The organism is Microcystis sp. M_QC_C_20170808_M9Col, from assembly GCF_007095495.1.
Classification (GTDB): Bacteria; Cyanobacteriota; Cyanobacteriia; order Cyanobacteriales; family Microcystaceae; genus Microcystis; species Microcystis aeruginosa.
Window position 1 is genome coordinate 1 of the sequence record NZ_SFBZ01000256.1, and the last position, 25,146, is coordinate 25,146.

Sequence of the window (25,146 nt, forward strand, 5' to 3'; positions counted from 1 at the left end):
TCGAAACGAATAGGCTTTTTCCATACCTCACATTTTAGCATATATTTCGTAAACGATGCTCATATTTAACAGTAAAGCCGTCGTAGAACGGCGGGGTTTCAGACCCAAATTTTCGATGAGACTCATACCAGTGTAGTTCAGCTTTGCGGATTTCTCCATTAGGAAATTGAACTAAGCCGACTCCTTTTAGCTTTCGCCATCGACGACCCCCAAACTGCGCTTTTAGCCTTCTGAGTTCACGAATAGAGAGGTTGACGGCGATAATCTCTATTTCTGTTAGTTCTCCAATCAACTCAAAGCCATTACCCATCTCATCATTCTAACAAAGATTAATAAAAATCTGGAATGTCTCCCCAAAAAAGCGATCGCCCTCTATCAATAGAGCGCGATCACTGGCAATTTAAGGCTAGATTTACCAGTTTTTTATTTTAATTTGCGCTTCAAGGCTGCACCCGCACCAAGAACACCAATGGCGAGTAAACCTAAGACTGAAGCAGGTTCGGGAACAGGCTTAGCCAAGCGAAGCTGTCCTACGGCAAAATCTACGCTACTGGAAACTGTGATTTTGTCAATCAAATCTCCGCCTGTGCCGTAGAAGCCAAAGTACTTGGCTCCCGCATTACCATTTACAGGTTGTGTCAGACTTGTCGTAGTGCCATTCTGAGCAGTTACAGTAATATTGAAGATGTTGAATGGATTTGGCTGCACATACAGGTCAAAAGCGGCAATACTAGCGGGCAGGTCAATCTGAATCGATGTTGCACCGTTGGAATAATACACCTCTCCCGTGTAGCCGTTACTCCAGGTTGCCCAACCACTACCAATCTTTCGGTAATTTACACTTGGAGTGAAAGTTAAATTACCTAAAGGCGAGGATAGAGTTGTAACATTTGTGAACGCTGCTAAGCTAGGATCGGGAACAGTAACCATGTTAAAACCTAAATTGGTTAGCGTGTTCGTCCCCGGTGAAACCCATGAATTGCTATCATCCAAAGCAACAATGGCTGCATTGGCAGCAGTTGTATGGGCAAAGGTGACTCCTAGAGCTACAAAGGTAGCTCCCGCAGCAGTCATTGACAGTTTTTTAATTGTAGTCGAAGTTTTCATGTTCGGAAATTTTCCTCAAAACAAATAAACAAACAAATGTTCTGAATGCCCTTTAAAGGAGAAAATCTCAAATTAAGCGACATTGGCAAGGGAGAAAAATTGGTTTTTTCAAAATTGCCAATCACTAAATTTTAAGCTAGTTCCTCAATGACAAAACAGAGCAACAACGGGATTTTACCCCCCCCCGATTTTGTCAAGTGTAAACCAACACAAATTTACAAAAATTTATAATTATTGTTACCCTTGAGAGTAGGGTAGTAAATCTCAATTTGGTCGAAATATCTATATTACAGGGCGCACGCAGTTCGATAAACTCACTGACCACAGTGCGCTCCTACCATTGGCGCAATAATATTATTGTAGGGGCGAATTGCATTCGCCCTCTTTGATCCCCCCTTAATCCAAGGAGGGTATCTGACAATTTTTAACCCCTACCTAATTAACAGCCAATCCCTAATCTCTCAATAACAGATATTCGCGAATCTCAAAAAAGTTATCCCAAGGAATATAGGGTTGATTTTCCGCTTGCAGATAATCGATTAAACGATCCCTAGCAAAAACTAGATCGGCCCTTCTAGCCATGGTAATATCGGTAACGGAATCACCGATCGCAATAGTTTCTACTCCTGAATATTTGGCCATAATCAAGGCTTTAGCCACTAATTCCGTCTCATTTTCCCAATCGGAATGAACTTGCAGATATTCCCCTTGAGTATGAAGATTGACCCCATAAATTGCCGTTACCTTATCTAATAGTCCCTCCCGTTTTAAGACCGTTTCAATCATGCCTTGGAGACCACCGGAGATAATAATAAAAGGGATGGATTGCTCCTGTAAAAAAGCGAGGAATTCGGCTAATCCGGGGCGAATTGGCTTGCTTTCGGCATAGGCGAGAATATCGGCGTATTTTTGGCTCGGTATCGACTCTAGCAGTTGACGGACACCCCGGCGCAGAGTCAGAGTGCGAGCGTACATTTGGGGCATAATTTGGGCTGATAAATCGGGGGCGAATTCTTTGAGCATACCCGCAAAAGTTTCCACGGCGGTGATAGTGCCATCAAAGTCACAGAAAACAATTTTACTCATGGGGTGACAAAATATCTGAAATTGGATATAATCGAAGGTTATGATTAATTTTACAGAGATTATCCGACTCTAGAGCTTCAACCCCCATGAAATCCTATCTCGCCGCCGCCATTCAAATGACCAGTCAGCCGGATTTAGAGAAAAATCTCGCTGCCGCTGAAGAGTTGATCGAACTTGCCGTGGGTAAAGGGGCGGAATTAATCGGTTTACCAGAAAATTTCGCTTTTATGGGGGCAGAAACCGATAAAATCGCCCAGGCCGAGACTATTGCCCGAAAAGCCGATAAATTCCTCCGCACCATGGCCCAACGGTTTCAAGTGACTATTTTAGGGGGTGGTTTTCCCGTGCCGGTGACGGGTATTCCCGATAAGGCTTATAATACCGCTATTTTAGTCGATGCCAACGGTGCGGAATTAGCCCGTTATCAAAAAGTCCATCTCTTTGATGTCAATGTCCCGGACGGTAACACCTATCAGGAATCGAGTACAGTCATGGCAGGAATCGATTTACCGCCGATTTATGGCTCCGATAGCTTGGGCAAAATTGGCCTCTCGATTTGCTATGATGTGCGTTTTCCGGAACTCTATCGCTATTTATCGCGGCAAGGAGCCGATGTTTTATTTGTACCTGCGGCGTTTACAGCTTTTACAGGGAAAGATCATTGGAAAGTTTTGTTACAAGCGCGAGCGATCGAGAATACTTGTTATATAATAGCTCCCGCTCAAACGGGCAATAATTACGCACGCCGTCACACCCACGGTCACGCTATGATTATCGATCCTTGGGGTGTGGTTTTAGCCGATGCAGGGGAAGAAGCGGGAGTGGCAATTGCCGAAATTAATCCCCAACGTCTGCAACAAGTGCGACGACAAATGCCGTCCCTACAGCATCGTGTTTTTGTTTAAAATTCGCTCAGAAAATTAGTTCCCAGGGACGGTTATCAATAGGGAACAGAGCCTCACTTCTGTGTTCTTCAATCACTTAAGTAGGTAAGCGTTAAAAATTATCAGAACGTAGGTTGGGTTGAAGCATGAAACCCAACCCCCGCATGGGTTACGCTACCGCTAACCCATCCTACAAATAATTGTGCCTCCCTACTTAAGTAGGTAGGCATTAAAAATTATCAGATGCCCCCCTTATTAAGGGGGGATTAAGGGGGGATCGAACCTAAAATCCATTTTTAATTTAATTATAATCAACCACTTATAATAACTTTTTAGCAAAATCGATCGCCTCCTGAAAAACTTTAACTTGGCCCTCAATTTGGGCAATTTGTACCTCGGTTAATAACTTACCAATAATCGGACTAGGTTTCAGGTGTAAATGGTTAATTAAATCATCGCCCCTTAATAAAGGTCGGGGATGGGCGATAATATTATCAGGATCGAGATAGGAAGTCAACAGAGAAGCGACGATATTTTTGTTAATCCCCATCGATAAAGCAAAAAGGGCAAAGATAGGAAATACTTTTCCCGTATTTAGATAAATAAAATACTGTTCCCGCAGACTTAAATGATCTGGCTCCTTGAGGGGAGGTAAACACTTAATCACCGTGATTACCGTGCGAATTTCCCCACGGGAATACTTGAGATCGATTAACTCTTTTTCCGCTTCTGCTAAAATATCCGATACCAATAGGGCCAATTTTGTCAACTGTAACTGAGAAGGGGAAAAGATAAAGTTTTCCGGTAACAAAGATTCTAAAAATCCCGCTGCCGCTTCCACCCCCATAACTCGCTCCATTTTTGCGGGGGTAATCCGACGCAACCAGAGAGATAATAAGCCATCTTCCCAAGCACTTTTTAGCCATTTATTGCCACGGGAATTGAGCAAAAGGTAATTCAACTCGGATTGTACCCTTTCGGCGGCTACACGGTGCAATAAAGGGGCAAGAGAACGAATAGTTGCACGGGTATGGGGTTCGATCTCAAAGTCCAATTGAGCCGCTTGTCGATAGGCCCTTAATAATCTTAGGGGATCATCTTGGAGATTTTCGCGGGAAATCATCCGCAGGGATTGGCAGCCTAAATCTTTTAATCCCCCTAAAGGATCGAAAATTTCTTGGGTGTGGAGATTATAAGCGAGAGCATTAACGGTGAAATCCCGTCTTTTTAGGTCTATTTCTAGAGATTCTCCCTCCTGTTGTGCGAAATCAAGAGTCCCCTGGGGAAAAACGACGCGAGCAATTTGACGAACGGCATCTAAAACCACAAAACCGGCCTTATACTGATGGGCAATAGTTTGGGCAATTTCGATCGCTTTTTCGGGAACCACAAAATCTAGGTCAATATAGTCTTTCTGACGGTTTAATAAAGCGTCTCGCACAGCACCACCGACTAAATAAGCATTTTCTGGCAATTCTTGCTGATTAATCGCAAAAACTTCTTTAACTAAACTATCTAGGTTTTTTTGACAAGACATCGAGAAGAGCAATTTACAAAAATATAATTTTTACCGGCCCTATTTGGGGAGAGACTGAGCTAGATTAACGGAAAAGACCTATAGAGTTAAACCTATGTGTATTTGTATTAACTGCTATTTTGTTGATCGCTGTCTCACCTATCATGCCGTAGAAACACAACATCAGGAACGTCATCTCACCGAGACACCGGACTTTGAAGCGAAGAACCCTTCTATTAACGTTAACATTCGCACCAAAGAAGATTATATCGAAATGGAGTGGGATGTGGTGGGTTGTGAAAGCTTTTTATGCGAAACCGGTAAATGGTCTAGTTTGCGGCCGGGTGAACCAATTCCCACCTAAAACACATGAACTACCCATACATATCTACTACAAGAGCCGAAAACCCTTATCCAGCAATAGATAGACCCGTTAACTTTTCTTGCTGTACCCGTGCAATAGTAGTCATACTAAATCTGGTTATTAAAGACTGATTATTTATTCCCCTTTTTGCATGAGTAGAAAACGGGTTTCTCGGAGAAACCCGTTTTCTGTGCGTTACTCACTAAGAGTAAGGAGACCAGGGACCGATGACGGTTTCTCCTCGCTTCTCTTTTTCTGCTAATTCCAGGTTTAAGGTTAATAGTTTCTCTAAGATGTCGTCGTCAGCTTGGAAGTGATATGCTTCCATCACTAGCTTGTCTAATTTCTGATGGAGTTGATACAGTTGGCTACTGGGTTCGTTAAAGAATTGGTTATATAGTTTAGTGATTCCCCATTGTTTTTTCTCCATCTGTTGGCTGCGGTATTCGTGTAATTCCCCGGCGGTTTGACGGATTTTTTCGACAAGTTCTTGTGAAGGTTTCTGGGGAAAGGGGAAGGTTTCAAAACAGGTGTTATGAGTGTAGCGAGTTCTGTCTTCAAGAGTTGAACTTTGAGCTTTTACCCAAATTCGATGTATATTTGATGTTAAGATACCGAGAATGTAGAAATCATCAGAAGCAACGACAGTAGTTGAGTCAGCAGGAAGCCATTCTTTTTTAGCCGGAAGGAAAATAAACCATTTAGAATGTCTAGGAATAGTAAAGTAACAAGCTAAAGATTCAATTGCTGTTCTCATTTCAGGACGAGGACGTAAAAACATCCACCAAAAATCCCGTGCTTTCTTATCACGATTTATCTCTCTTTCTGGCTTAACATTTACTTTAATATGCTCAAAAGGTAATTTATATTCACTAGCATCTTCTAAACTCATATTGTTAAAATCAATAATCCAGCGGCTAGGTTTTCCATAAGGATCATCAGTTAAATCACCAGCAGAGGATGATAATTTTAAAACCTCTTTATTCTTAAGATCATTTTCGATCCATTTTTCCGCTTGCTCACTCTTAATATAAAATCCCTTACCAACTGGTATCACTCCTTGAAAACTAATATTTTTATTGGCTAATAGTCTAACTGCTTTGGAAATATCTACTGTCGTCGTCAAAGAAGAATTAATTTGAGAAACTTGATGATTATCTAAATAATAACTTACTGGTTCAACTTTACTCCAATTGACAATACTAACATGAACATTAGCCTCACCAGACCAAGGCTGAGTAGAAATCGCTTCATGAATGTGTCCACCATTATGAGTAATATAATCCAACGCTGCTACACGACTTTTCCCTTGACTAATAGAATTAGTTCCAACTAAACCCGCTCTTCCTTTCTCATCTAATTGATTATGTGCTAGACGAAACCAATAGGAACAAAAATCAACCGAGTCTTTAACCTCAGAAAACCTCGCAAACACTTTATTAACATAATCATCACTGAGATTTAATCTCATGTGTTTACCTCCCAAAAATGGAGGATTACCGATAATTGCGTCTGCTTTTTGCCAATCCGTAAACAAAGCATCAGCACAGATAATATTACTATCCAAAGTATCCAAAGGTAAAGAAGCTTCCGTCAAATTAAACCTATCAATCGCCACCTTTCTGGCAATCATTAAAGTCACCCGCGCTAATTCTACAGCAAAAGGATTAATATCCATTCCATAAAACTGTTTAGGCGTAACAAAACTAATCTGTAATTGGTCACTAGCAGAACGACGACGGTTAGCAATCTTTTCAATTAATAACTGTTCAATGCGCTTTAATTCTTGATAGGCGACATAGAGAAAATTACCCGAACCGCAAGCCGGATCTAATACCTTATACTGCTGTAATTCTAACTGAAGTGTATTTAACTCGCCAATCGTCCCAGCTTGCTCAATTTTCTCCTCCCAGTAACGGCTAATAGTTGGGCGAACAATTTTCATAATATCCGCTTCTGAGGTAAAGTGCATCCCGTAAGTATGACGTTCTTCAGCATTAGCCGTCCCCTCAAAAATATTACCAAAAATTGCCGGACGGATCTTACTCCAATCCTGACGCGCCGCCACATCCAGAAACTCTAATTCTTTATTAGTTAATTCAATCGGATGAATTATACTAAACAGTCCCCCATTAAAATAATCCACTCCCTGATACTTGCCAGCGGGGGTAATTCCGGGTTGGTTCATCTGTTGAAATAATCCCCCCAAGACATCATAGGAATTGCCACCATTTAGACACTCTTGTACACAAGAAATAAATAAATCTCTCGGCAACAATCCTCGATCCTCAGCAAACATTGCTAATACACACTGCAAAATAAATCGCTGGGCCGTCAACTCATCAAAACCGCTTTTATGACCGCGTTTTTTTAACAGTTGAAACAACTCACCCATCCGCCGCGCTGCCGTTTCTGTAATCTCGACTTGATTATTCTGAAAGATAGGGGTACGATTCCCCACTTCCATAAAATTGAAGGCACTCACCCGATTTTTTAAATCGTTGAGATTTACTCGATCTACCGGTTCATCTATTTGAAGATCAAAATCAAAAATCCAGAACTGATCAAAATTACATAATAAGACATAGCGAGGGCGATTAGGAACCAATCGACTCCAGTATTCAAAAGCTTGGGGATAGTGCTTACTTAAATCTTCTCCTCGCTTTTTCATTTCAATTAAAACACGAGGTTTCCAAACTAAATCAGCAAATCCGGTTTTACCTTTCTTGCTACCTTTAGTAATCGCCTCCTCATAGGTTGCACCCGCTTCTAACGCACCTTTATGTCCAAAAGCTCGAAAGAAACGGTCTAGGAAAATCTGAGCTTCTTTCCTTTCTTTGCCAGTAATATGCTGTTGACAAAAATCAATAAATTCCTGTAAGCTTTCAAGAGTAGTAGTCATGTATATAATACCGGTCTCAACTTAGTTGGGGTTTAACAGTAAATCCAGTTATTAAAAACTGATTATTTATTCCTCCTTTTGCCTGTTGCCTGTATGTAGTCTATACTCAACGGATTTAGTATAACAACCTTTCTAGGTTTTGTTCACAGTTCTCTTTATGGGAGAGAATATTTAATTTTTCAGAAAGATGTAAGGCGCGTTGCCAGTGATTAATAGCTGATTTAAGATCATGGGTTTTTTCTTCAAATTCTGCCAAAACAATTAAAGTCTCTAGTTCTATATATCTTTCTCCAATATCGAGGGCAATATCTAAAGCTTGGTTAAGATATTGATAGGCTAGATCATCCTTTCGAGTGATACTATAAATTTCTCCTAATCCAGCACAAGCATGGGCAACACTCGCCACATCTGAAATAGCTAAAGCTTTTTTCTTTTGTTGCTTAAAGTATTTTTCAGACTCCTCAAAATTTGCTTGTTGCCAATAAATTGCGGCTAAATTTCCCAAAGAAAAAATAATTCCTGCTTCATCGGTTATTTGCTCAGATAAATCAAGACTTCTTTGAGTATAATCGATAGCTGTATTCAAATCATTGATTCGCCGGTGTGCTTCTCCTAAATTTCGTAAAGCCGTTCCTTGATAAATAAGATTTTTAATTTTTTCTGCCCATTTTAAGTATTTTTCTAAACAAGCAATAGTCTGGTCAACTTTTCCCTGATAACCATAACAATTACCCAGATTTAAATAAGCAACATTAATAATCTCAAATTTTTCGTCACAATCGGGAATAATCTCGGCTAGATTTAAACCTTCATTCAGTACTATTTCAGCGCTTAAATATTCACCTTGTATTCCATCAATTGTTGCTATATTTACTTTGCCTCTTGCTTTCCAAAGAGGATTATTTAATTGCTCGGCTAAGGATAAGAGTTTCTCTGCATAATTTTTTGCTTGGTCAAATTGTCCTAATTCTCGATACATATAACCAAGTTCACTTAAACAGAGAAAATCGGTTTCATTGTCAAGATTTCCTAATAATTCTTTACACAGTTTTATGCCCTCTTCATACCGTCCCCAGATGCGTAATTGTTTGTGCAAAGGGAAAGAAGTTGGATCATGAATTTCTAAGGGTAAAGAAAATAAAGATTTAGCTTCTTTATACCAACCTAATCGACATAGACAGAGAAATGCTTCCACATAACGACTTGCCCGTTCTTGAATAGAGAGCTGCTGTCCCATTTTATCCTTAATATGGCGTTCATAACCAATTAAATGCCAGATAAATGCGCCAAAATGTGCTTTTTCAAAATGACTTCCTGTCGCTCCTAAAATTTCCCCTTTTTGTTTGACTTGAGCGAGTTCTCCAAAAACAGTAAAATCGATACTTGTGAGACGTTCTTTGACTCTTAATTGAGGAGATTTAAAATCATTCATGATTTGGTTTTCCTTCTTTTCTTTGGGTAGATACTAGATGCTTGAAAGCAACATTGCGAATTAAACTGTGCTGTTTGATATGTGGTTCATATCCCAGTTGTTTTTGAGTTTCTACTAAATAACGGTTAAACAAGGTAAAAAGAGCTAGGTCTAAATCCTGTTCCTCGTATTCTGAAAATAATTGAAGATTTTCAAACCACGCATTTTTAAATTCAAAAGATGAATAAGTGGAGCCATAGATAAGCAATAAATAAGCAGTTTTAAAAGTGTTTTCAAGTCGCTCTATTGTTCTTTCGACTTCCTCCTCTAGCAGTTGTTTTCGTAATTGTTTGGTCATTAAGTTAACTTTGTAATAATCATCAGGATTGGCTTTTTGAGCTTCATCAATCATTTCTCTTAATCGTCGAAATCGGGATTTATTCTCCTCATAATAAGTGCCAATATTTCCATTCAGTCTATCAATAATATCACCGGAAATTAAGCGGATAGCGAGAGGATGTCCCTCATAAAGTTTTCCGATCTCTTTAAGGTAAGCAAGGTTACGTCCATGAAGAATTAATTCGACTTCTGCTTGTTGAAATAAACGTTCAAATAACTGTAAACTTTCCTGATCCTCTAATCCCATTAATGGCTGAATATGCCAATATTGATCTTGACTAAAAGTTTCAAAATCTTCAGGCTTATCCTGCGAAGTTATCACAATTCGAGTCTGACAATCTTCGGCTTCTAATATCCTTTGAAAAAAGACTCGCCAGAGGGGGTCTTTAAAGCGATTACTGCCATCTTGTTGTTCTCCTTGTAAAAGATTTTCCATTGAATCAAACCAAATTAATCGACGATTATTGCTCAGATGATTAACCAGTTGAGTTAATAATTTTTCTGGGTTTTTTGCTTGTTTTGCCGTAACAGGTTCATCGCCACGATTGAGTAAATCAATAGCTGTGCTGATAAAGTTTTGTGCTTCTGATTGCGACTGTTGATCCTCCCGTTGATTAAACCCATCAAAATCAATAGGCGGTTCAGGAGGAAACCCTTCTTGACACAAAGCTAAGGCCAATTTGTAGGCGAGGGCAGTTTTCCCAATACCTGTTATTCCTGTAATTACGACAATGCGACAATCGCCTCTTAGTTTTTCCAGTAAATCACTTTGAAGAGACTCTCGCCCCACCCAAATAGGCTCGATATCTTGAGTCAGTTTTTGCAAAAGATTATCTAGATCTGCGACTTTTGAAGGGTCGATGTTCAAAGCTCGACAAAAGGCGAAAAAACCTTCCGATTGAATGGTTTTACCCCTCAAAAAATGATCTAAAGTCTCCGGTGAGCAGTTGTCGGCGTAATAAGAGTAATAAGTGTGGGCTGGGTCATTTGAAATTTCCTCCCAATTCCCATCGGGTTTGGAAAATTGACTAGCCTCGGTGCATAAGTATTTTCTAGTCCAGCCTTCTTTTTGTTTTTGCGCCCATCGGGTTTTGACTTGCTCAAGTCCCGCTACGGAGAGTTTTAACTTCATTGCTCTCTATTCAATCTACATAAGTTTATTTCTCTATTGTTGATCAATTATCCCCAGAAATTCTCATTTTTTGAAAAACTTTCTCTCAAGGTGACTAAGTACATATCAGCTATTTGCTCAATTATAGGTATAGGAAGCCATTCAAGCTTTCTAATTCTTTCTAATTCCAGCTTCTTTTGCTTTTTGCGCCCAAAAATCATCGTTTTGCTTGCTTATCCGTAGAAATCTAAGGATTTCTATCGCTTTACTCCCAATGAAGAGAGCCTCATTGCTCGTTGTCCTCTTCCTAAGGGTAGCAAAATGGCTATTTCTCAAATAATCAACCAAACCAATGGTAAACAGTTTATCTCATTATCATCTACATCGGTGCGGCTACTGTCGTCGGATGGAGGTGATGTCAATCACTTATTTAGCGGTCAAATACCAGAGCGTCACTATGAGCAACTTTCTTGTTGGCTTAATTTAAAACCAAACGAGGAAAAGGATTCAACGGCACAAACATTTGCAACGCTAAAGACCACAAATTACACCCAAAAAGATCCCCTATTCACTTTAAGGACTGTCCGAAGAATGTTACAGGATAACGGTCTTCTCTTTGTCTATGATATATCCCAAACCCCTGATATTGAGCAATATGTGAAGATTCTGTTTTCTTGTGCTGGATTTATTGTGTTAAATAACATTGGCAACTGCTGGATTCTTAGCAAAAGAGCCTTACTTTCTTTTGATGTGCCAAAGGTCAAAGGTTATCTGGTCAAGGAAGCGGAAACACCGGCAGAAATTGAATCCTATTTCTTATTTCTCAAGAATCGCTATCCTGAGTCACAAAATTATCGCAAAGAAATCGACGATTTATTTACTCACCAATCGGTTATTTTTCTAGCCTATCCTGAACAGACTCCCTCTCAGGTAATCGGTGTTGCACGTTATACCTATTCTCTGGCTGAATATGGCTACTATTTGCCTTGTCAACTGGCAACATTTTGTGAAGGAAAACACACAGGAAAGCATTTGATGTTACCCAAAAATGTAACAAGCATCGGAGAAAGTCTCTCTCTGTATGATGAAAAGGGAACTGGCAAAAAAGGAACAAGTTATCTTGTTTATCAGCAATTGATTCGAGCTATCTTGACTTACAAACATGATATTGCTCACACTGAAATTTCCTACACGACTTATCCAAAAGGGGACGAAACCATTGAAGCACTCTATAAAGAACGTTTTGGATTTAAGCACACTCTACACGATAATGAAAAAGTTTGCTTAAAATATGGAACATTTGCCGGTCAATGGTATCTCATTGAACTGGAGCAGTGGATGATTGAGCATCAGTACCACAACGCTGACCAGATTTTTCATAAACAAAAGGAAGCGTTTGCAGTGTGAAGTCTAGCTCAATAGGTTGCCGATAAATACTAGATTTTGGGAACTTAAGGTAAATTACCCTGAAAATTGGCTATATCCTTAAGTGTCCCGAAGTTGAACTAGAGTCTTAGCGATGCAATGCCTTATCCCACAAAGACTTGCAGCTTTTCAAAAAAAATTTGCATCGGGGAAAGTCCCAAGTTTATACCATAGAAAGTATCCATAAGGCTGATCACACGAAATTCAAGAGAGTCGCAGAAATTAAAGCGTAAAGGGCAAAAGCTAAAATCCAAACCGATATGCAAACACACGATGCCAACAAATTCAGTATTCTAGTAGGAAATCTTTTCAGAGCAAGGTTTCCCTATTTGTATATCCCAACTTGGGAAGAAGAAAGAGTGATTAATATCCTTCGCTCGGTTGCTACTGAGGCCAGCAAAATTCGCACAACTCGGAATTGTTTTGTGTGGAAGTTGACAACAGGGATGACAGCGGATAATAAACAATCTAGTCAAGCTGAAACCAATACACAGAGCAAACTATTAGAACCAATTAAAGCTCTTGAGTTCATAGATAACTATGCCGAGCCTGCTATCTTTATCCTAGTAGATTTCCATGTGTACTTTGGTGAACGAGGTAAAACACCCGATTATCAGATTATCCGCAAACTACGCGATCTTTCTGCTAGATTAAGACGCAGCAGTAAGCCGAAAAATGTTGTTTTTATTGCTCCTACAGTTGTTTTGCCCAATGAATTACAGAAAGAAGTCACAATTGTTGACTTTGAGTTGCCATCTTTTGAGGAAATTAAGGCTGTTTTAGAGGAGATGATTACAGCAAATCGGCAAAGTGGCAAAATTATTATTGAGCTTAACGACGAGGAAACTGAACGTTTAGCAAAAGCAGCATTAGGTTTGACTTTACAGGAAGCGGAAAATGCTTTTGCTCGTGCAATGGTCGAAGGCGGAAGACTCGACATTTCAGACATTGAGATTATACTTGAAGAAAAACAGCAAATTATCAGAAAAACAGGCATTTTAGAATTTATTAAAAGTACCATCAATCTAGAAGATGTAGGAGGACTCGAAAATTTAAAACGCTGGCTTAGTAAGCGTAACAAATCTTGGCAGGAATCAGCACAGCTTTATCATATTCCTCCACCAAAAGGCGTATTGATTACAGGTGTCCCTGGCTGTGGAAAAAGTTTAATTGTTAAAGCGATTAGTGCTATGTGGCAATTGCCATTACTGCGCCTAGATATGGGTAAAGTTTTCAGTGGTTTAGTTGGCAGCAGTGAAGAGAATATGCGTCAAGCTATCAAAACTGCTGAGGCGATCGCTCCTTGTATTCTCTGGATTGATGAGATAGAAAAGGGATTCAGTAGTGTTTCTGGTTCTGGCGGAGATGGTGGCACTTCTACTCGTGTTTTTGGTACTTTTCTGACTTGGATGCAAGAGAAAACAAAACCAGTTTTTGTAGCAGCAACCGCCAATAATATACACAGTTTGCCGCCTGAACTACTTAGAAAAGGTCGTTTTGACGAAATTTTCTTTGTCGATTTGCCCACTTTACATGAAAGAAAGGAGATTTTTCGTGTTCATCTAAACAAACGTTTACAAGAGCCTGAAGTGTGTGGCAATCTACAGCTAAACGAAAATTTTCTAGTTAGTTTAGCTCAGATAACTGAAGGTTTTGTGGGTGCGGAAGTTGAACAAGCGGTAATCTCAGCCCTATTTGAAGCATTTGCTGAGAATCGTAGTATCGAATCTGATGATTTTTCCCTAGCCATAAAAAACACTGTACCACTTTCAGTCACACAAGCTGAACAAATTCATGCTATCCGAGAATGGGCAAACGTGAGGGCTGTAGCGGCAACCAGCAACCAAGACAGATCAGGTTACGACCAAAAAGTCGAAAAAGCTGATGTTGACGTTCGGGTGTCACGAGGCGGCAGAACTATTGATTTCTAAAGGAGAAATAATTTTATGTCTATCAGTCTTTTATTACTTCCAGTTGCTTTAGCTTTAAGAGCAATAGTTGGCAAAGATAAATTAGAAGAATGGGCAGCTTCTTCACAAAATAAAGTTCCCACTAATTTCAAGGATGGTAATGAACTAGAACGTTTTGTTATAGGTGCTGGTTACGATGCAGAAAAGTGGGGAAGTAGTTATAAAACCCATCTACAAGGAGAAAAAGATTTCTTTTTCTGGGATTTAATAGATGGCCAATGGGTTGCTGTGTTTAGAAAATCTACTCCAGATGATGTACTTAATCGCTTTATTAAGGCTGTAGAAAAGAGTGGTGGTCGTCAAATTTTTTATGCTACTAATGATTCCACCAGTCAATCAGTTAAATCAGCTAAAACGATTGAACCGGTGGAATCAACAAAATCTGAAGTATTTCCTACAAACTTTCGAGATAAAAATCTGTTACGTCAAACCTTAATAAAGTTTGGTATGCTTCCCAAAGAAACAATAAATGGCGAGTTGATTTGTAATGTTGGTCCAACCTCCTTGTGCTTTTTTCCTTCCGATGATGGTTCGTTTTTTGTTGAAGTTAACGCCAAAGAACTGAAGTTAATTTACAACAGCTTATCAACCATTGATGAAGATTACAAGCTTCAAATCCAAAAGGAAACTCTCGAATCACTGAAACAAAGAGCTAAAGAGCGAAACCTTGTTATTGAAAGCGAAGAAGTACAAGAAGACAATTCTATACTTTTGACATTAACAATTAATTCTTGAGGAGGAATTAAAAAATGAAAGATCAAGAAGAGGTTTACTTCAATGAATCTGGACTTAAAGTGACAGACCGAAATGTTTATTTAGCAAATAAAACACTCAAGACAGATGAAATTGTCAGCTTTAAAAAAGAGGAGATACCAGCTAAAGTACATCCTGTTTTATGGCTGCTTCAGCTTGTTATTGTTGGGATAATGGTATTTCATTTATACACAACTTACCAAAGCAATATCTTTCTTTTTGTTTTAGCATTGATTTTTATTGTTTTTGTTGGAGCTATGCAGTTTACGTCTATAGTAACAATTAAGCCTAGCAAAACTGTAATGGCAATCATCCTTTTTGCGGGTTGTCTTATTTTAACTTGGCCAATATTTCCACGAATCTTTTTTTATTTGGCTCTGATAATAAGTAGTGTAGCTATAGGTGGTGGTAGTAAAGAAAATGAACCGAGTCAAGAAAGACTGATTATCACCAGTGCGTCTGGACAGCATACAGTGGAACCTTTTAGCAGGAGAGAAGCTACTTTAGCTCTAGATGCAATTGAAAAGGCGATAGAAGCCGCCGAAAATTACAAAAATCTTCGAGAAAATAATTATAGTTTAAGAGTATCAGGTGAAACTTATGGTCCGTATGATTTAGATACCGTTCGGCATTTGCTTACTACACGCCAAATAAATCCTAATGGATGTCTATTTTGGAAGCCTGGAATGATAGAATGGACTCCAATAACAGAGATTCGACAACTAAGAGAATTAATTCCACCCTCCACATTAGAAAATATACAAAAACCAACAGAGACTATATCTAAAAAGACAGAAAAACAATATTCTTCTCAACAAGAAAAAGCTGTTGAATTTGAACCTGTTGAATTTGAACCTGTTGATTTGAATAATGCTCCCCTAGAAGATTTACTTTTATTGCCAAATATGACAATAAACAAAGCCGAAAATCTAATCAGAGAACGTGAATTGCGTTTAGGATTTAGTAGTATTGAGGAAGTTGCCGAATTTTTACAATTACAACCTCATCTAGTAACAAAGTTAAAAGCAAAAGCTGTTATTCTTGCTTACCAATCTGAAAATATTTCAGACGCTCAAGATCAACGTCTAATTGATTTTTAATTAATAACTTAAGGAGAGTCAACTATGTCTAAAAAAATACAACTTCGGATTTTCCCTGATGGTCGCGTACAAGCAGAAGTTCAGGGTATTAAAGGCAAAGCTTGTACCGACTATATTGAAATTTTAGAAGAAGTTCTCAATGCTGAAGTATATGAGTCTTCCTATACTCCTGAATATTACGAGAATCAAGAAGTTTGGTTAAGTCAACAAATAGACGAAACCGTACAGGATAGAAGTTAAAAGGCTTCTAGTTTGTTCATCAATTGCTAACTCTATTAACATAATCTTGGCTTTTTCTATGGAATTACGAATCAATAAGTTTTTGCCTCATACGCGGGCTGAAGGACCCGGAGAACGTGCTTGTATTTGGGTTCAAGGTTGTCCAATTCGATGTCCTGGCTGTGCTGTTCCTTGGACGTGGGAAGATAACGGTGGCAAAATTGTTGAAACAGAACGTCTTTTCGAGCGCATTCTCAGCGGTCCAACTATAGAAGGAGTAACCTTTGTCGGTGGCGAACCTTTTGCCCAAGCTGCGGCTCTAGCTCATCTTGGTCAATTGTTACAAAAAGTAGGCTTGTCAGTTGTCACTTTTACTGGGTATCTTTATGAGAATCTTAGCACCAGTTCTCGGCAAGATTGGCATAATTTACTTGCAGTAACCGATTTATTAATTGACGGTCCTTATCGTCAAGATTTAAATGACATAAATCGTCCTTGGGTTGGTTCTTCTAATCAACAATATCACTTCCTTTCACCGCGATACTTACACATGAAAAATACTTTAACCAACATTGCCAATCGTTTAGAAATTAGGATTTATCAAGATGGTCAGATATTTCTTAATGGGATGGCTAGTAGTGAACAGATAGAGAGTTTAATTAACAACTCTGGCTTTTACATATCGTCGGCTACAATACCTAGTGACCGATAAATTGTATCCTTTTATTTCCACTTAAAACTTTACCAAGAGGTGAATTTATGCCTAACGAATTTGTTCCCAGTGACGCTGAATTACAACATCATATTAATCAGCTTGAAGCAAAAGCTGCTGCACACCAAGCAGAAGCTAACAAATATAGTGAAATGGCAAAGGGTGCTAGTGATCAAGAGCGTAAGGCTCTTATAGAAAAAGCTAAACAGGAATATCGAGATGCTCAGAATTGTAGAAGTCAAGCTAATGATTTGAGGAAACTTCTCAAACAACGACAAGACCAACAAAGACAAAAATTTTCTGAAGCTACAAAAGAAGTTATGAAAGCAAGAGAAGAAGTTAATCGTCAAAAAAATGATGGTACTAAAGAAAGACTTAAAAGCGAAAAAGATCATCAGGTGCAAAGTATTTTAAAAGACAAAAAAGAAAGAGAAGAAGCTGCTCGTCAAAAAACCCTTGAAGAACAAAGACAGAAACAAATGCAAGAAGTTGCTAGAAATGCTGCTAATTTAAGTCAACAACCAATTATGCAAACACGCAGCAATGAAAGATAATGATACAAACACCTAGAAATCAAAAATAGAGGAAAAAATTATGCCTGAAGATCAATTTAACTTAGTGTTCAAAATGTTTGAAATATCTATAGCAGTAGCAGGTAAAATACTGCTAATGTTTTTCAACATTGTTCGTCGCTATCCCTTTCATTTCTTAACAGGTTTGCTATTTGTTCTCGCTGCTAAATATCTTGTCCCTCAATTAACCGTTGATTATCTTGCTCTGATTTTTGGGGTTGGGTTTATAGCAGCAATGATCTTTCAAGTAAAAAGCTTTGCTCTTCCTTCTAAAAGTTCAGATAGAAAAAAAATTGGTGGTGGACAAGCTACAGCACGTTGGTCAAATGAAAAAGATCTGGAAGCCTTAAATCTATTTGATTCTCAAGGTCTTGTGCTAGGAAAAATTACGAAAAAGAAAGGAATGATCTCACGAAAAACACAATCAGATTCACTACTACTTAGATTTAATCAAGATTGGAGTGGCTTTGAAGGCAATTTAATAACTATTGCTCCCCCCGGTGCGGGTAAAGGTGTTGGAGTAGTTATTCCTAATCTTTTAACCTATCCCGGCTCAGTTATTGTTACAGATCCTAAAGGAGAAAATTATGCAGTAACAGCATTTGCACGCCAACGCATGGGACAAAATGTACTTTGTTTAGATCCTTTTGGAATTTGTGACAAAAAAGATCAGGCTCAATTGAATCCTTTATATCTTTTAGATCCTGATGAAGATGACTTAATAGATGATGCTAGAACTTTAGCAGATTCTTTAATTTTAAGACCAAAAAGTGAGCAGGGTAACGATAAATATTTTAATGATGAAGCAGTTACTCTTTTAACTGGATTTATTCTCTATGTCGTTTGTGAATCCCCTGAAGAATCGAGACATCTAGGAGAGGTAAGAAAACTACTCACTTCTCCTCCTGATGAATTAGCTTTTCACCTTAACATGATGGAAAGCTCTTCTTATGCTCATGGAATAATTGCCAGAACCGCATCTGGTTTCAAACAATTAGCAGAAAACACCGCTTCTAGTGTCCTTTCCACTGTTAAAAGTAATACCGGATTTCTTGACTCTCCCAGAGTTATCAAGTCTTTATCTCGGAGTAGTTTTGATATTAAAGACCTCAAAAGAACGGGTGATGTTTCTCTTTACTTAGTTTTACCTACTGATAAATTATCATCCTATTCTCGCTTACTCCGATTATGGATAAGTACGGCTATTCGAGCCATTTTAAGTGTTCAAGGTAAACCGAGACATCGAGTTTTATTCTTACTAGATGAAATGGCACAATTAGGTCGGATGGATTCTCTAAGAGATGCTGTTTCAATTGTCAGAGGTTATGGCGCAACTATTTGGACAATTTTACAAGATTTATCTCAAATAAAAGCACTTTATCCCAATGATGAATGGCAACCATTTATTTCTAGTAGCAAGGTGCAGCAGTATTTTGGGGTCGCCGACTTAGAGACGGCCAAATATGTCTCAGAAAAGCTAGGCAAAACAACAATTGAAGTGATATCGACTAGCGAGGGTCAAAATCAAAGTTATGGTCAAGTTGGTGGCAATAGCACAAGTTCTGGAACTACAAGAAACCAACAAGTTAGAGACCTTCTACATCCTGATGAAATCATGAGAATGAATCGCAATGAACAAATAATTTTTATTCAAGGTCACGATCCAATTATGGCAAAAAAGATAGAATATTTCAGAGAACCTTACTTTCAAGAAATGTCCTGTGACAATCCCCAACACGAATCAGTTTAGTAAAAATGTTAAACTACCTAAAACTCCAAACTATTTTTTCAGAGAGAGCCTTTTTAGCAATTATCGCCGAAACCTATGAAAGCTCTAAAACAGAAACAGGTGGAATTTTCTTGGGAATAAAAACAGTTAATATATGGTATATTCTCGAAACATTAGATCCAGGCATACATCCTATTTTTCAACCAGGTTATTTTGAATATGATACTGAGTATATTAATCATTTATCTAAGAAAATAGGAAGATATTATCAGGAACCTATAGAACTTCTTGGACTTTGGCATAGACATCCTAGTAGTTTTGATTGTTTTTCACAAACTGATGATATAACGAATAAAAAATATGCTTCTCAAAATTCTGATGAAGCTATTTCTGCCCTAGTTAATCTTGACCCTGATTTCCGATTAACGATGTACCATGTTTTAATTGAACCCGATTCTTTATCACGCCCTCAATATACTAAAATTCCTATAGAAGTAGGCGACCACCTCATCCCAGAAAAATTTTTAACCCTCAAATCCTTCCCAGATTCCTTAGAAAATATTAATCAACATTGAAAATAGAGCTATAATGAGAAAAATTATCTTCATAGATTATGCCAAGACTAAATACAAGTGATACAGTTAAAGAACAACTCTCTCTTTTGTTAAGAAGATTATTAACGTATGTAAACGGTGAATCAGTAGAGCAAGCTGATTGGTCAGATAAAATAATCTATAACTGGTTAAAATATGATAAACCTCACCCAAAACTAATTGTCAAAACAGAATTAAAGGTTTTGGTAGATTTTTGCAACGCTGGTACTAAAAAAACATCAGTTATTTCCCTTACTACAATTCAGATGAGAAATGTTCTTGATGTTTTAAAAGATTGGGGAATTCTTACAGATAATCGCACGAATCCTCAAGGATCACGACAACGGCACTTCACCCTCAACCTTTGGAGTTCATTTACAGAAGAAAATTTGTGGAAGTTTGAGGAAGAATGGGATAAGCGTAAATCTCCCAATCTTCAAAACTCATCAGTTAAAACAGAAATAAATTATGATAATTTCGGATTAATTCCTGATACTTCTCAGATTTATGGGAGAGAAAAAGAACTAGAATTATTAAAACAAAAGTTTTTTCAAAATAGTCCCCCGTGTAAAATTATCGGAATTTTCGGAATAGCAGGAATCGGAAAAACATCTCTTGTCTGTAAACTGATTGAGCAAATTCAAGAGGAATTTACCCGTGTTATCTATTGGTCTTTTTTGAATCCCCCTTTACCCCTAGAATTTCTTGAAAATACCAGTAATATTATTTCACAGAATATTAGTTTTAAGACAGAAGATAAATTTAAAATAAAACTGATAAAATTTATCAAGATACTAGCCAAATATCGTTGTTTATTGTTTTTAGATAATATTGATGCGATTATTGAGCATGAAAACTATCGAGAATATAGCGAAATTTTACAAGCAATTGGTCAGTCAAAGCACAATAGCTGTTTAATTATAACCAGTCGAAAAATTCCTCAAAAACTTGAATCGTTAGCGGGAAATAAAACTTCAACTTATTTCCGAGATTTACAAGGACTTGACTATCAAACTGGACGGCAAATTTTGAGAGATATTGACACCTTTCATGGTTCAGAGGATGAATGGCAATTTTTAATTCAACAAGTCTGTCACGGCAATCCTTTATTCATCAAATCTATCGCTCATCATATTCAACGAGTTCATCATAATAATCTCTCGGATTTTCTTTTAAAAGGGAATCTTCTGATAAAAAAAATTGAGTCTATTTTAAATTCTTACTTTCAGCAACTATCTGATTTAGAAAAAGCGATTATTTTTGAGTTAGCGATTAATCGAAATCCAGTTTCTTTGTCGGAACTAGAACATAATATTATCATTGAACCTGATGGTAAAAGTATCCAAGAAGGGATCAGATCATTATCTAGCAAAATTCTGTTAGATAAAAAAGATGACTACTTTACCATACATCCTCTACTGATTGAATATTTCACTCAAAAAATTATTACCATAGCAACCGAAGAAATCAAAACTCAAAAATTCCAATTATTAAGAAGTAACTCCTTGACTAAAACTACTGTTCCTGATTATCTAAGAAAGATTCAAATTAATGTTATTTTACACCCAATAATCAATAACTTAATCCATAATTTTCAAGAAAATAATCTAGAAAGCAAACTAATTGATTGTTTAAAGGCATTAAAAAATGAACCTTCTGGACAAATTGGCGGCATTGCTGGCAATATTATTAACTTACTTAATATACTGAAAAATGGTCATTTAATCGGCTACGATTTTTCTCATATCTCCATTCGACAAGTCGATTTCTCAAACATTAGACTCAACCAAGTAGATTTTTCATACTCACAGTTTTTTGACTGTATTTTCCCTCAAACTTGTGGCAGTATTTTATCAATTTCTTGCAGTCAGTTTAATCGCTCTTTTCCAAGAGAAGAGCTTTTAGCAACTGGTGACAGTCATGGGATGATTTACCTCTGGAAAGTCAAACAAGATGGAAAATTAGAATTAAGCAAAAGTTTTCCTGCTCACGGAAGCTGGGTGTGGTCAGTAGCCTTAAATTCCGAGGGACAGTTACTAGCAAGTGGGGGACAAGACGGAATTGTTAAAATTTGGTCTATTACAACAGATATATCTATAAATTGTCATTCTTTGCCCCACCCTTCTCAAAAACATTATGCTCCTATTAGAGCCGTTACTTTTAGTGCTGATAGTAAGTTTTTAGCCACAGGAAGTGAGGACAAAACCATTAAAATATGGTCAGTTGAAACAGGAGAATGTCTCCACACCCTTGAAGGACATCAAGAACGAGTAGGTGGTGTTGCTTTTAATCCAAATGGTCAACTTTTAGCCAGTGGGAGCGCTGATAAAACTATCAAAATATGGTCAGTTGACACGGGAGAATGTCTCCATACTCTTACAGGACACCAAGATTGGGTTTGGCAAGTTGCCTTTAGTTCCGATGGTCAACTTCTAGCCAGTGGAAGTGGGGATAAAACCATTAAAATATGGTCTATTATAGAAGGAAAATATCAAAATATTGATACTTTAACAGGACATGAAAGCTGGATTTGGTCAATTGTTTTTAGTCCAGACGGTCAATATATAGCCAGTGGGAGTGAAGATTTTACACTGCGATTATGGTCGGTAAAAACCAGAGAATGTCTTCAATGTTTTAGGGGATATGGCAATCGATTATCATCAATTACTTTCAGCACCGATAGTCAATATATTTTGAGTGGTTCTATAGATCGTTCGCTCCGATTATGGTCTATCAAAAACCATAAATGTCTTCAACAGATTAATGGTCATACTGACTGGATCTGTTCAGTAGCTTTTAGTCCCGATGGAAAAACATTGATAAGTGGAAGTGGAGATCAAACGATTAGATTATGGTCAGTGGAAAGTGGCAAAGTAATTAAAATTTTACAAGAAAAAGATTATTGGGTTTTATTGCATCAAGTCGCAGTTAGTGCGAATGGTCAACTGATTGCTAGTACCAGTCACGATAACACCATTAAACTTTGGGATATTAGGACAGATGAAAAGTACACTTTTTCCCCAGAACATCAAAAGCGCGTATGGTCGATCGCTTTTAGTCCTAATAGTCAAATGCTGGTAAGTGGTAGTGGAGATAATTCTGTTAAGCTTTGGTCAGTTCCGAGAGGATTTTGTCTTAAAACTTTTGAGGAACATCAGGCCTGGGTATTATCAGTAAATTTTAGTCTTGATGGAAAATTAATAGCAACTGGTAGTGAAGATCGAACTATAAAACTCTGGTCTATTGAAGATAATATGACTCAATCTTTGCGAACTTTTAAAGGTCATCAAGGAAGAATCTGGTCTGTTGTCTTTAGTCCTGACGGTCAGCGATTAGCCAGTTCAAGTGATGATCAAACGGTCAAAGTTTGGCAAGTCAAAGATGGTAGATTAATTAATAGTTTTGAAGGTCATAAGTCTTGGGTATGGTCAGTAGCTTTTAGTCCCGATGGGAAGTTACTAGCAAGTGGGGGGGATGACGCAACAATCCGAATTTGGGATGTTGAAACAGGTCAACTTCATCAACTCCTGTGTGAACATACTAAAAGTGTCAGGTCAGTGTGTTTTAGTCCCAACGGTAACACATTGGCCAGCGCAGGTGAAGACGAGATGATTAAACTTTGGAACCTAAAAACAGGAGAATGTCAGAATACTTTACGCTCTCCCAGACTTTATGAACAAACAAATATTAAGGGAGTAGAAGGGTTGAATTATGAAACGAGCAACACCATGAAAATTTTAGGAGCTTTTCTGTCACGTTGAAGAGAGGATATAAGGAGAGAAAGCGCAGGTTTGTGTTTGTTCTGGTTTGGTGTTATTATTCATAATAAATATGTTAATTTTTTGTACAAGTCGATTATAGTATGTAATCTCCATACTATAATCAGTAAGCTCTCAATAAGCGCTGGAAGCTGACCCCAAGAAAAATAAAGCTCGTGGAGGGGTTGCCATGAGCTCCCAAATCTGGTTTAACAGAAACTATGAGTGCTGCAACAGAGAGCCAAGGAAATGTCGAGAAAGCCCTCCGCCAGGAACATAGAGGGCTTACAAAACCTCGTGAGAAATCAGCAGCAGCAACTGCAAGAACCACAAGAAACCATTTCCGAACTCGAACAAAAGCTCAAAAGCCAGCAAGTCCAGCGAGTTGCCAAATTAAAAAGTCCAAGTTTATGAGAATCTGTATAATAAATTCCTGAGAAAAACTGCTCAGTCCCTGGTTGAATATCCAGAGCTTTTAGAGGTTGATATTTGTCTTCACCTGATAACAGCAAAGATGTTCCCTTCTTTTGCCTCAGAATAAAGGCTATACCCTTTTCGTCTAGCCACTTTCCTAGTTGAACACTCTGAAATTCTCGAGCACCGATCATGACGACTGGATAAGATTTTAAGAGTTTTAACACAGGGTGAGCGAAAATTTTTTTGTTCCCCCAGATTACTACTTCCTTTTTTATCTAGCAATATCCAGTACACAGGTAAGGCTCTTTTTCCACAAATAACACTGGCTACCAATAAATTTCTTCCTTTCCAATCCGTTCTCTCGATTACCAATAACAGATGTCCTAGATGCCTAAGTTTTTTCAGTTTTCTTCTTTGATGTCGATTTTTATTTTTTCCGCTAAACTCTTGCTTAATAATGTGTTTAATTAGCGGAAACCATAACAATTTCACACTTAATTGCGGTAACTTAAGAAACCTCTGTAAATTTCTTCTTCTGCTTTCAAAGGTAATTGGTTGAGGAAATAGGGCAGCTAATCTCTCTAATTGTACCGTTCTGTGACTTTGTAAGAGCAGTATGAGGATTTGCCTGGTAAGATATTGTGCTTCGCTGAGATTAGCTTGTAAACAAGCCTGATAGAATGATGGTAACATTTTAAATTTTTGAGTGGTTGCCATAACCACTCTATTTCTTTGGGGGACATTTGGCTAGAGTCTTTATCCTGCCTACCTTTAAACCTCTTTGTCACCCCTTGAGGATTGCGCTCTATTTATAGATTGCAATCGCTTTTTTTGTGTTAAAATAAATGCAACCATAGCGTTTTGATTGGCTTAGACTCTTTATGCCATCTCATCTTCTCATCTTTTCCAGACGACTCAACCTCATTCAGATGAAGAGATTAAACAAGCGATCGCATATGCCTCTGAGGAACTGTTAACGCAGCTTAATCCAGATTATCTTATTTGTCAGGAAACATCGGTCATTCGCTTTGCAGATATCCCTCTTTCTGAACAGCAGGCACTAGAGCAAGCGTTAGCAGAACAAGCGCAGGGTAAAATTATCAAATATCGATTTTAAC

At 38.0% G+C, this 25,146-nt stretch carries 21 protein-coding genes; 13 read left to right on the forward strand and 8 right to left on the reverse strand.

All coding sequences use genetic code 11. The features are described 5' to 3' along the window. Positions 1–34: 34 nt before the first annotated feature. From EWV68_RS15355 to EWV68_RS15365, 3 genes are all read right to left on the reverse strand, one after another. Positions 35–310 (reverse strand): hypothetical protein, encoded by a 276-nt coding sequence (locus EWV68_RS15355; protein ID WP_287170308.1) that lies wholly within the window; start codon positions 308–310, stop codon positions 35–37. 113 nt (positions 311–423) lie between these two features. Further along, positions 424–1,107 carry a PEP-CTERM sorting domain-containing protein gene (locus EWV68_RS15360; protein WP_287170310.1) on the reverse strand — a complete coding sequence of 228 codons (684 nt, stop codon included), beginning with the start codon at positions 1,105–1,107 and terminating at the stop codon, positions 424–426. Between the two features lie 453 nt (positions 1,108–1,560). Beyond that, positions 1,561–2,193 carry an HAD-IB family phosphatase gene (locus EWV68_RS15365; protein WP_149106508.1) on the reverse strand — a complete coding sequence of 211 codons (633 nt, stop codon included), beginning with the start codon at positions 2,191–2,193 and terminating at the stop codon, positions 1,561–1,563. Between the two features lie 86 nt (positions 2,194–2,279). On the opposite strand from EWV68_RS15365, the gene EWV68_RS15370 reads away from it, so the two are divergent. Next, complete coding sequence (locus EWV68_RS15370) at positions 2,280–3,098, forward strand: carbon-nitrogen hydrolase family protein (RefSeq protein WP_287170312.1); 819 nt, start codon at positions 2,280–2,282, stop codon at positions 3,096–3,098. A 298-nt stretch (positions 3,099–3,396) separates the two neighbouring features. Here EWV68_RS15370 and EWV68_RS15375 read toward each other — a convergent pair whose 3' ends face one another. Further along, positions 3,397–4,614, reverse strand: coding sequence for a tRNA nucleotidyltransferase/poly(A) polymerase-related protein (locus tag EWV68_RS15375; protein WP_287170314.1), 1,218 nt, complete (start codon positions 4,612–4,614; stop codon positions 3,397–3,399). Positions 4,615–4,708: 94 nt separating this feature from the next. Between EWV68_RS15375 and EWV68_RS15380 the strand changes: the two genes are divergently transcribed. After that, on the forward strand, positions 4,709–4,957 hold the full coding sequence (locus tag EWV68_RS15380) for a Ycf34 family protein (RefSeq protein WP_125730890.1): 249 nt from the start codon (positions 4,709–4,711) through the stop codon (positions 4,955–4,957). Between the two features lie 202 nt (positions 4,958–5,159). Here the strand turns inward: EWV68_RS15380 and EWV68_RS15385 are convergent, their stop codons facing one another. The 3 genes from EWV68_RS15385 to EWV68_RS15395 all read right to left on the reverse strand — a co-directional run bounded on the left by EWV68_RS15385 (position 5,160) and on the right by EWV68_RS15395 (position 10,801). Continuing rightward, a complete protein-coding gene (locus tag EWV68_RS15385; protein ID WP_287170316.1) occupies positions 5,160–7,859 on the reverse strand; it encodes a DNA methyltransferase in 2,700 nt (899 codons plus the stop codon). A gap of 115 nt (positions 7,860–7,974) precedes the next feature. Then, positions 7,975–9,291 (reverse strand): tetratricopeptide repeat protein, encoded by a 1,317-nt coding sequence (locus tag EWV68_RS15390; protein ID WP_287170319.1) that lies wholly within the window; start codon positions 9,289–9,291, stop codon positions 7,975–7,977. Then, positions 9,284–10,801, reverse strand: coding sequence for an nSTAND3 domain-containing NTPase (locus EWV68_RS15395; protein WP_287170321.1), 1,518 nt, complete (start codon positions 10,799–10,801; stop codon positions 9,284–9,286). Before EWV68_RS15395 ends, EWV68_RS15390 begins: the two co-directional genes overlap by 8 nt. Positions 10,802–11,101: 300 nt before the next feature. Between EWV68_RS15395 and EWV68_RS15400 the strand changes: the two genes are divergently transcribed. From EWV68_RS15400 to EWV68_RS15450, 11 genes are all read left to right on the forward strand, one after another. Then, positions 11,102–12,187 (forward strand): hypothetical protein, encoded by a 1,086-nt coding sequence (locus EWV68_RS15400; RefSeq protein ID WP_287170323.1) that lies wholly within the window; start codon positions 11,102–11,104, stop codon positions 12,185–12,187. Between the two features lie 278 nt (positions 12,188–12,465). Continuing rightward, complete coding sequence (locus EWV68_RS15405) at positions 12,466–14,136, forward strand: Ycf46 family AAA ATPase (RefSeq protein WP_185237212.1); 1,671 nt, start codon at positions 12,466–12,468, stop codon at positions 14,134–14,136. A gap of 15 nt (positions 14,137–14,151) precedes the next feature. Then, complete coding sequence (locus EWV68_RS15410; protein WP_287170324.1) at positions 14,152–14,910, forward strand: hypothetical protein; 759 nt, start codon at positions 14,152–14,154, stop codon at positions 14,908–14,910. 14 nt (positions 14,911–14,924) lie between these two features. Next, a complete protein-coding gene (locus EWV68_RS15415; protein ID WP_287170326.1) occupies positions 14,925–16,028 on the forward strand; it encodes a GYF domain-containing protein in 1,104 nt (367 codons plus the stop codon). Positions 16,029–16,052: 24 nt separating this feature from the next. Next, positions 16,053–16,268 (forward strand): DUF2997 domain-containing protein, encoded by a 216-nt coding sequence (locus EWV68_RS15420; protein WP_185237209.1) that lies wholly within the window; start codon positions 16,053–16,055, stop codon positions 16,266–16,268. Between the two features lie 58 nt (positions 16,269–16,326). Next, positions 16,327–16,959 (forward strand): 4Fe-4S single cluster domain-containing protein, encoded by a 633-nt coding sequence (locus EWV68_RS15425; protein WP_287170327.1) that lies wholly within the window; start codon positions 16,327–16,329, stop codon positions 16,957–16,959. Positions 16,960–17,006: 47 nt separating this feature from the next. Continuing rightward, a complete protein-coding gene (locus tag EWV68_RS15430) occupies positions 17,007–17,513 on the forward strand; it encodes a hypothetical protein (protein ID WP_193959608.1) in 507 nt (168 codons plus the stop codon). Positions 17,514–17,553: 40 nt separating this feature from the next. Beyond that, positions 17,554–19,281, forward strand: a complete 1,728-nt coding sequence (locus tag EWV68_RS15435) for a type IV secretory system conjugative DNA transfer family protein (RefSeq protein ID WP_287170328.1) — start codon at positions 17,554–17,556, stop codon at positions 19,279–19,281. Positions 19,282–19,286: 5 nt separating this feature from the next. Then, complete coding sequence (locus EWV68_RS22105) at positions 19,287–19,835, forward strand: Mov34/MPN/PAD-1 family protein (RefSeq protein ID WP_039899136.1); 549 nt, start codon at positions 19,287–19,289, stop codon at positions 19,833–19,835. A 38-nt stretch (positions 19,836–19,873) separates the two neighbouring features. Next, positions 19,874–23,614: a WD40 repeat domain-containing protein gene (locus tag EWV68_RS15445; RefSeq protein WP_287170329.1), complete on the forward strand. Its 3,741-nt coding sequence runs from the start codon at positions 19,874–19,876 to the stop codon at positions 23,612–23,614. 222 nt (positions 23,615–23,836) lie between these two features. Then, a complete protein-coding gene (locus EWV68_RS15450) occupies positions 23,837–24,025 on the forward strand; it encodes a hypothetical protein (RefSeq protein ID WP_287170330.1) in 189 nt (62 codons plus the stop codon). Between the two features lie 81 nt (positions 24,026–24,106). On the opposite strand, the gene EWV68_RS15455 is transcribed toward EWV68_RS15450, so the two are convergent. Further along, positions 24,107–24,745, reverse strand: coding sequence for a hypothetical protein (locus tag EWV68_RS15455; RefSeq protein WP_155726743.1), 639 nt, complete (start codon positions 24,743–24,745; stop codon positions 24,107–24,109). Positions 24,746–25,146: the final 401 nt, after the last annotated feature.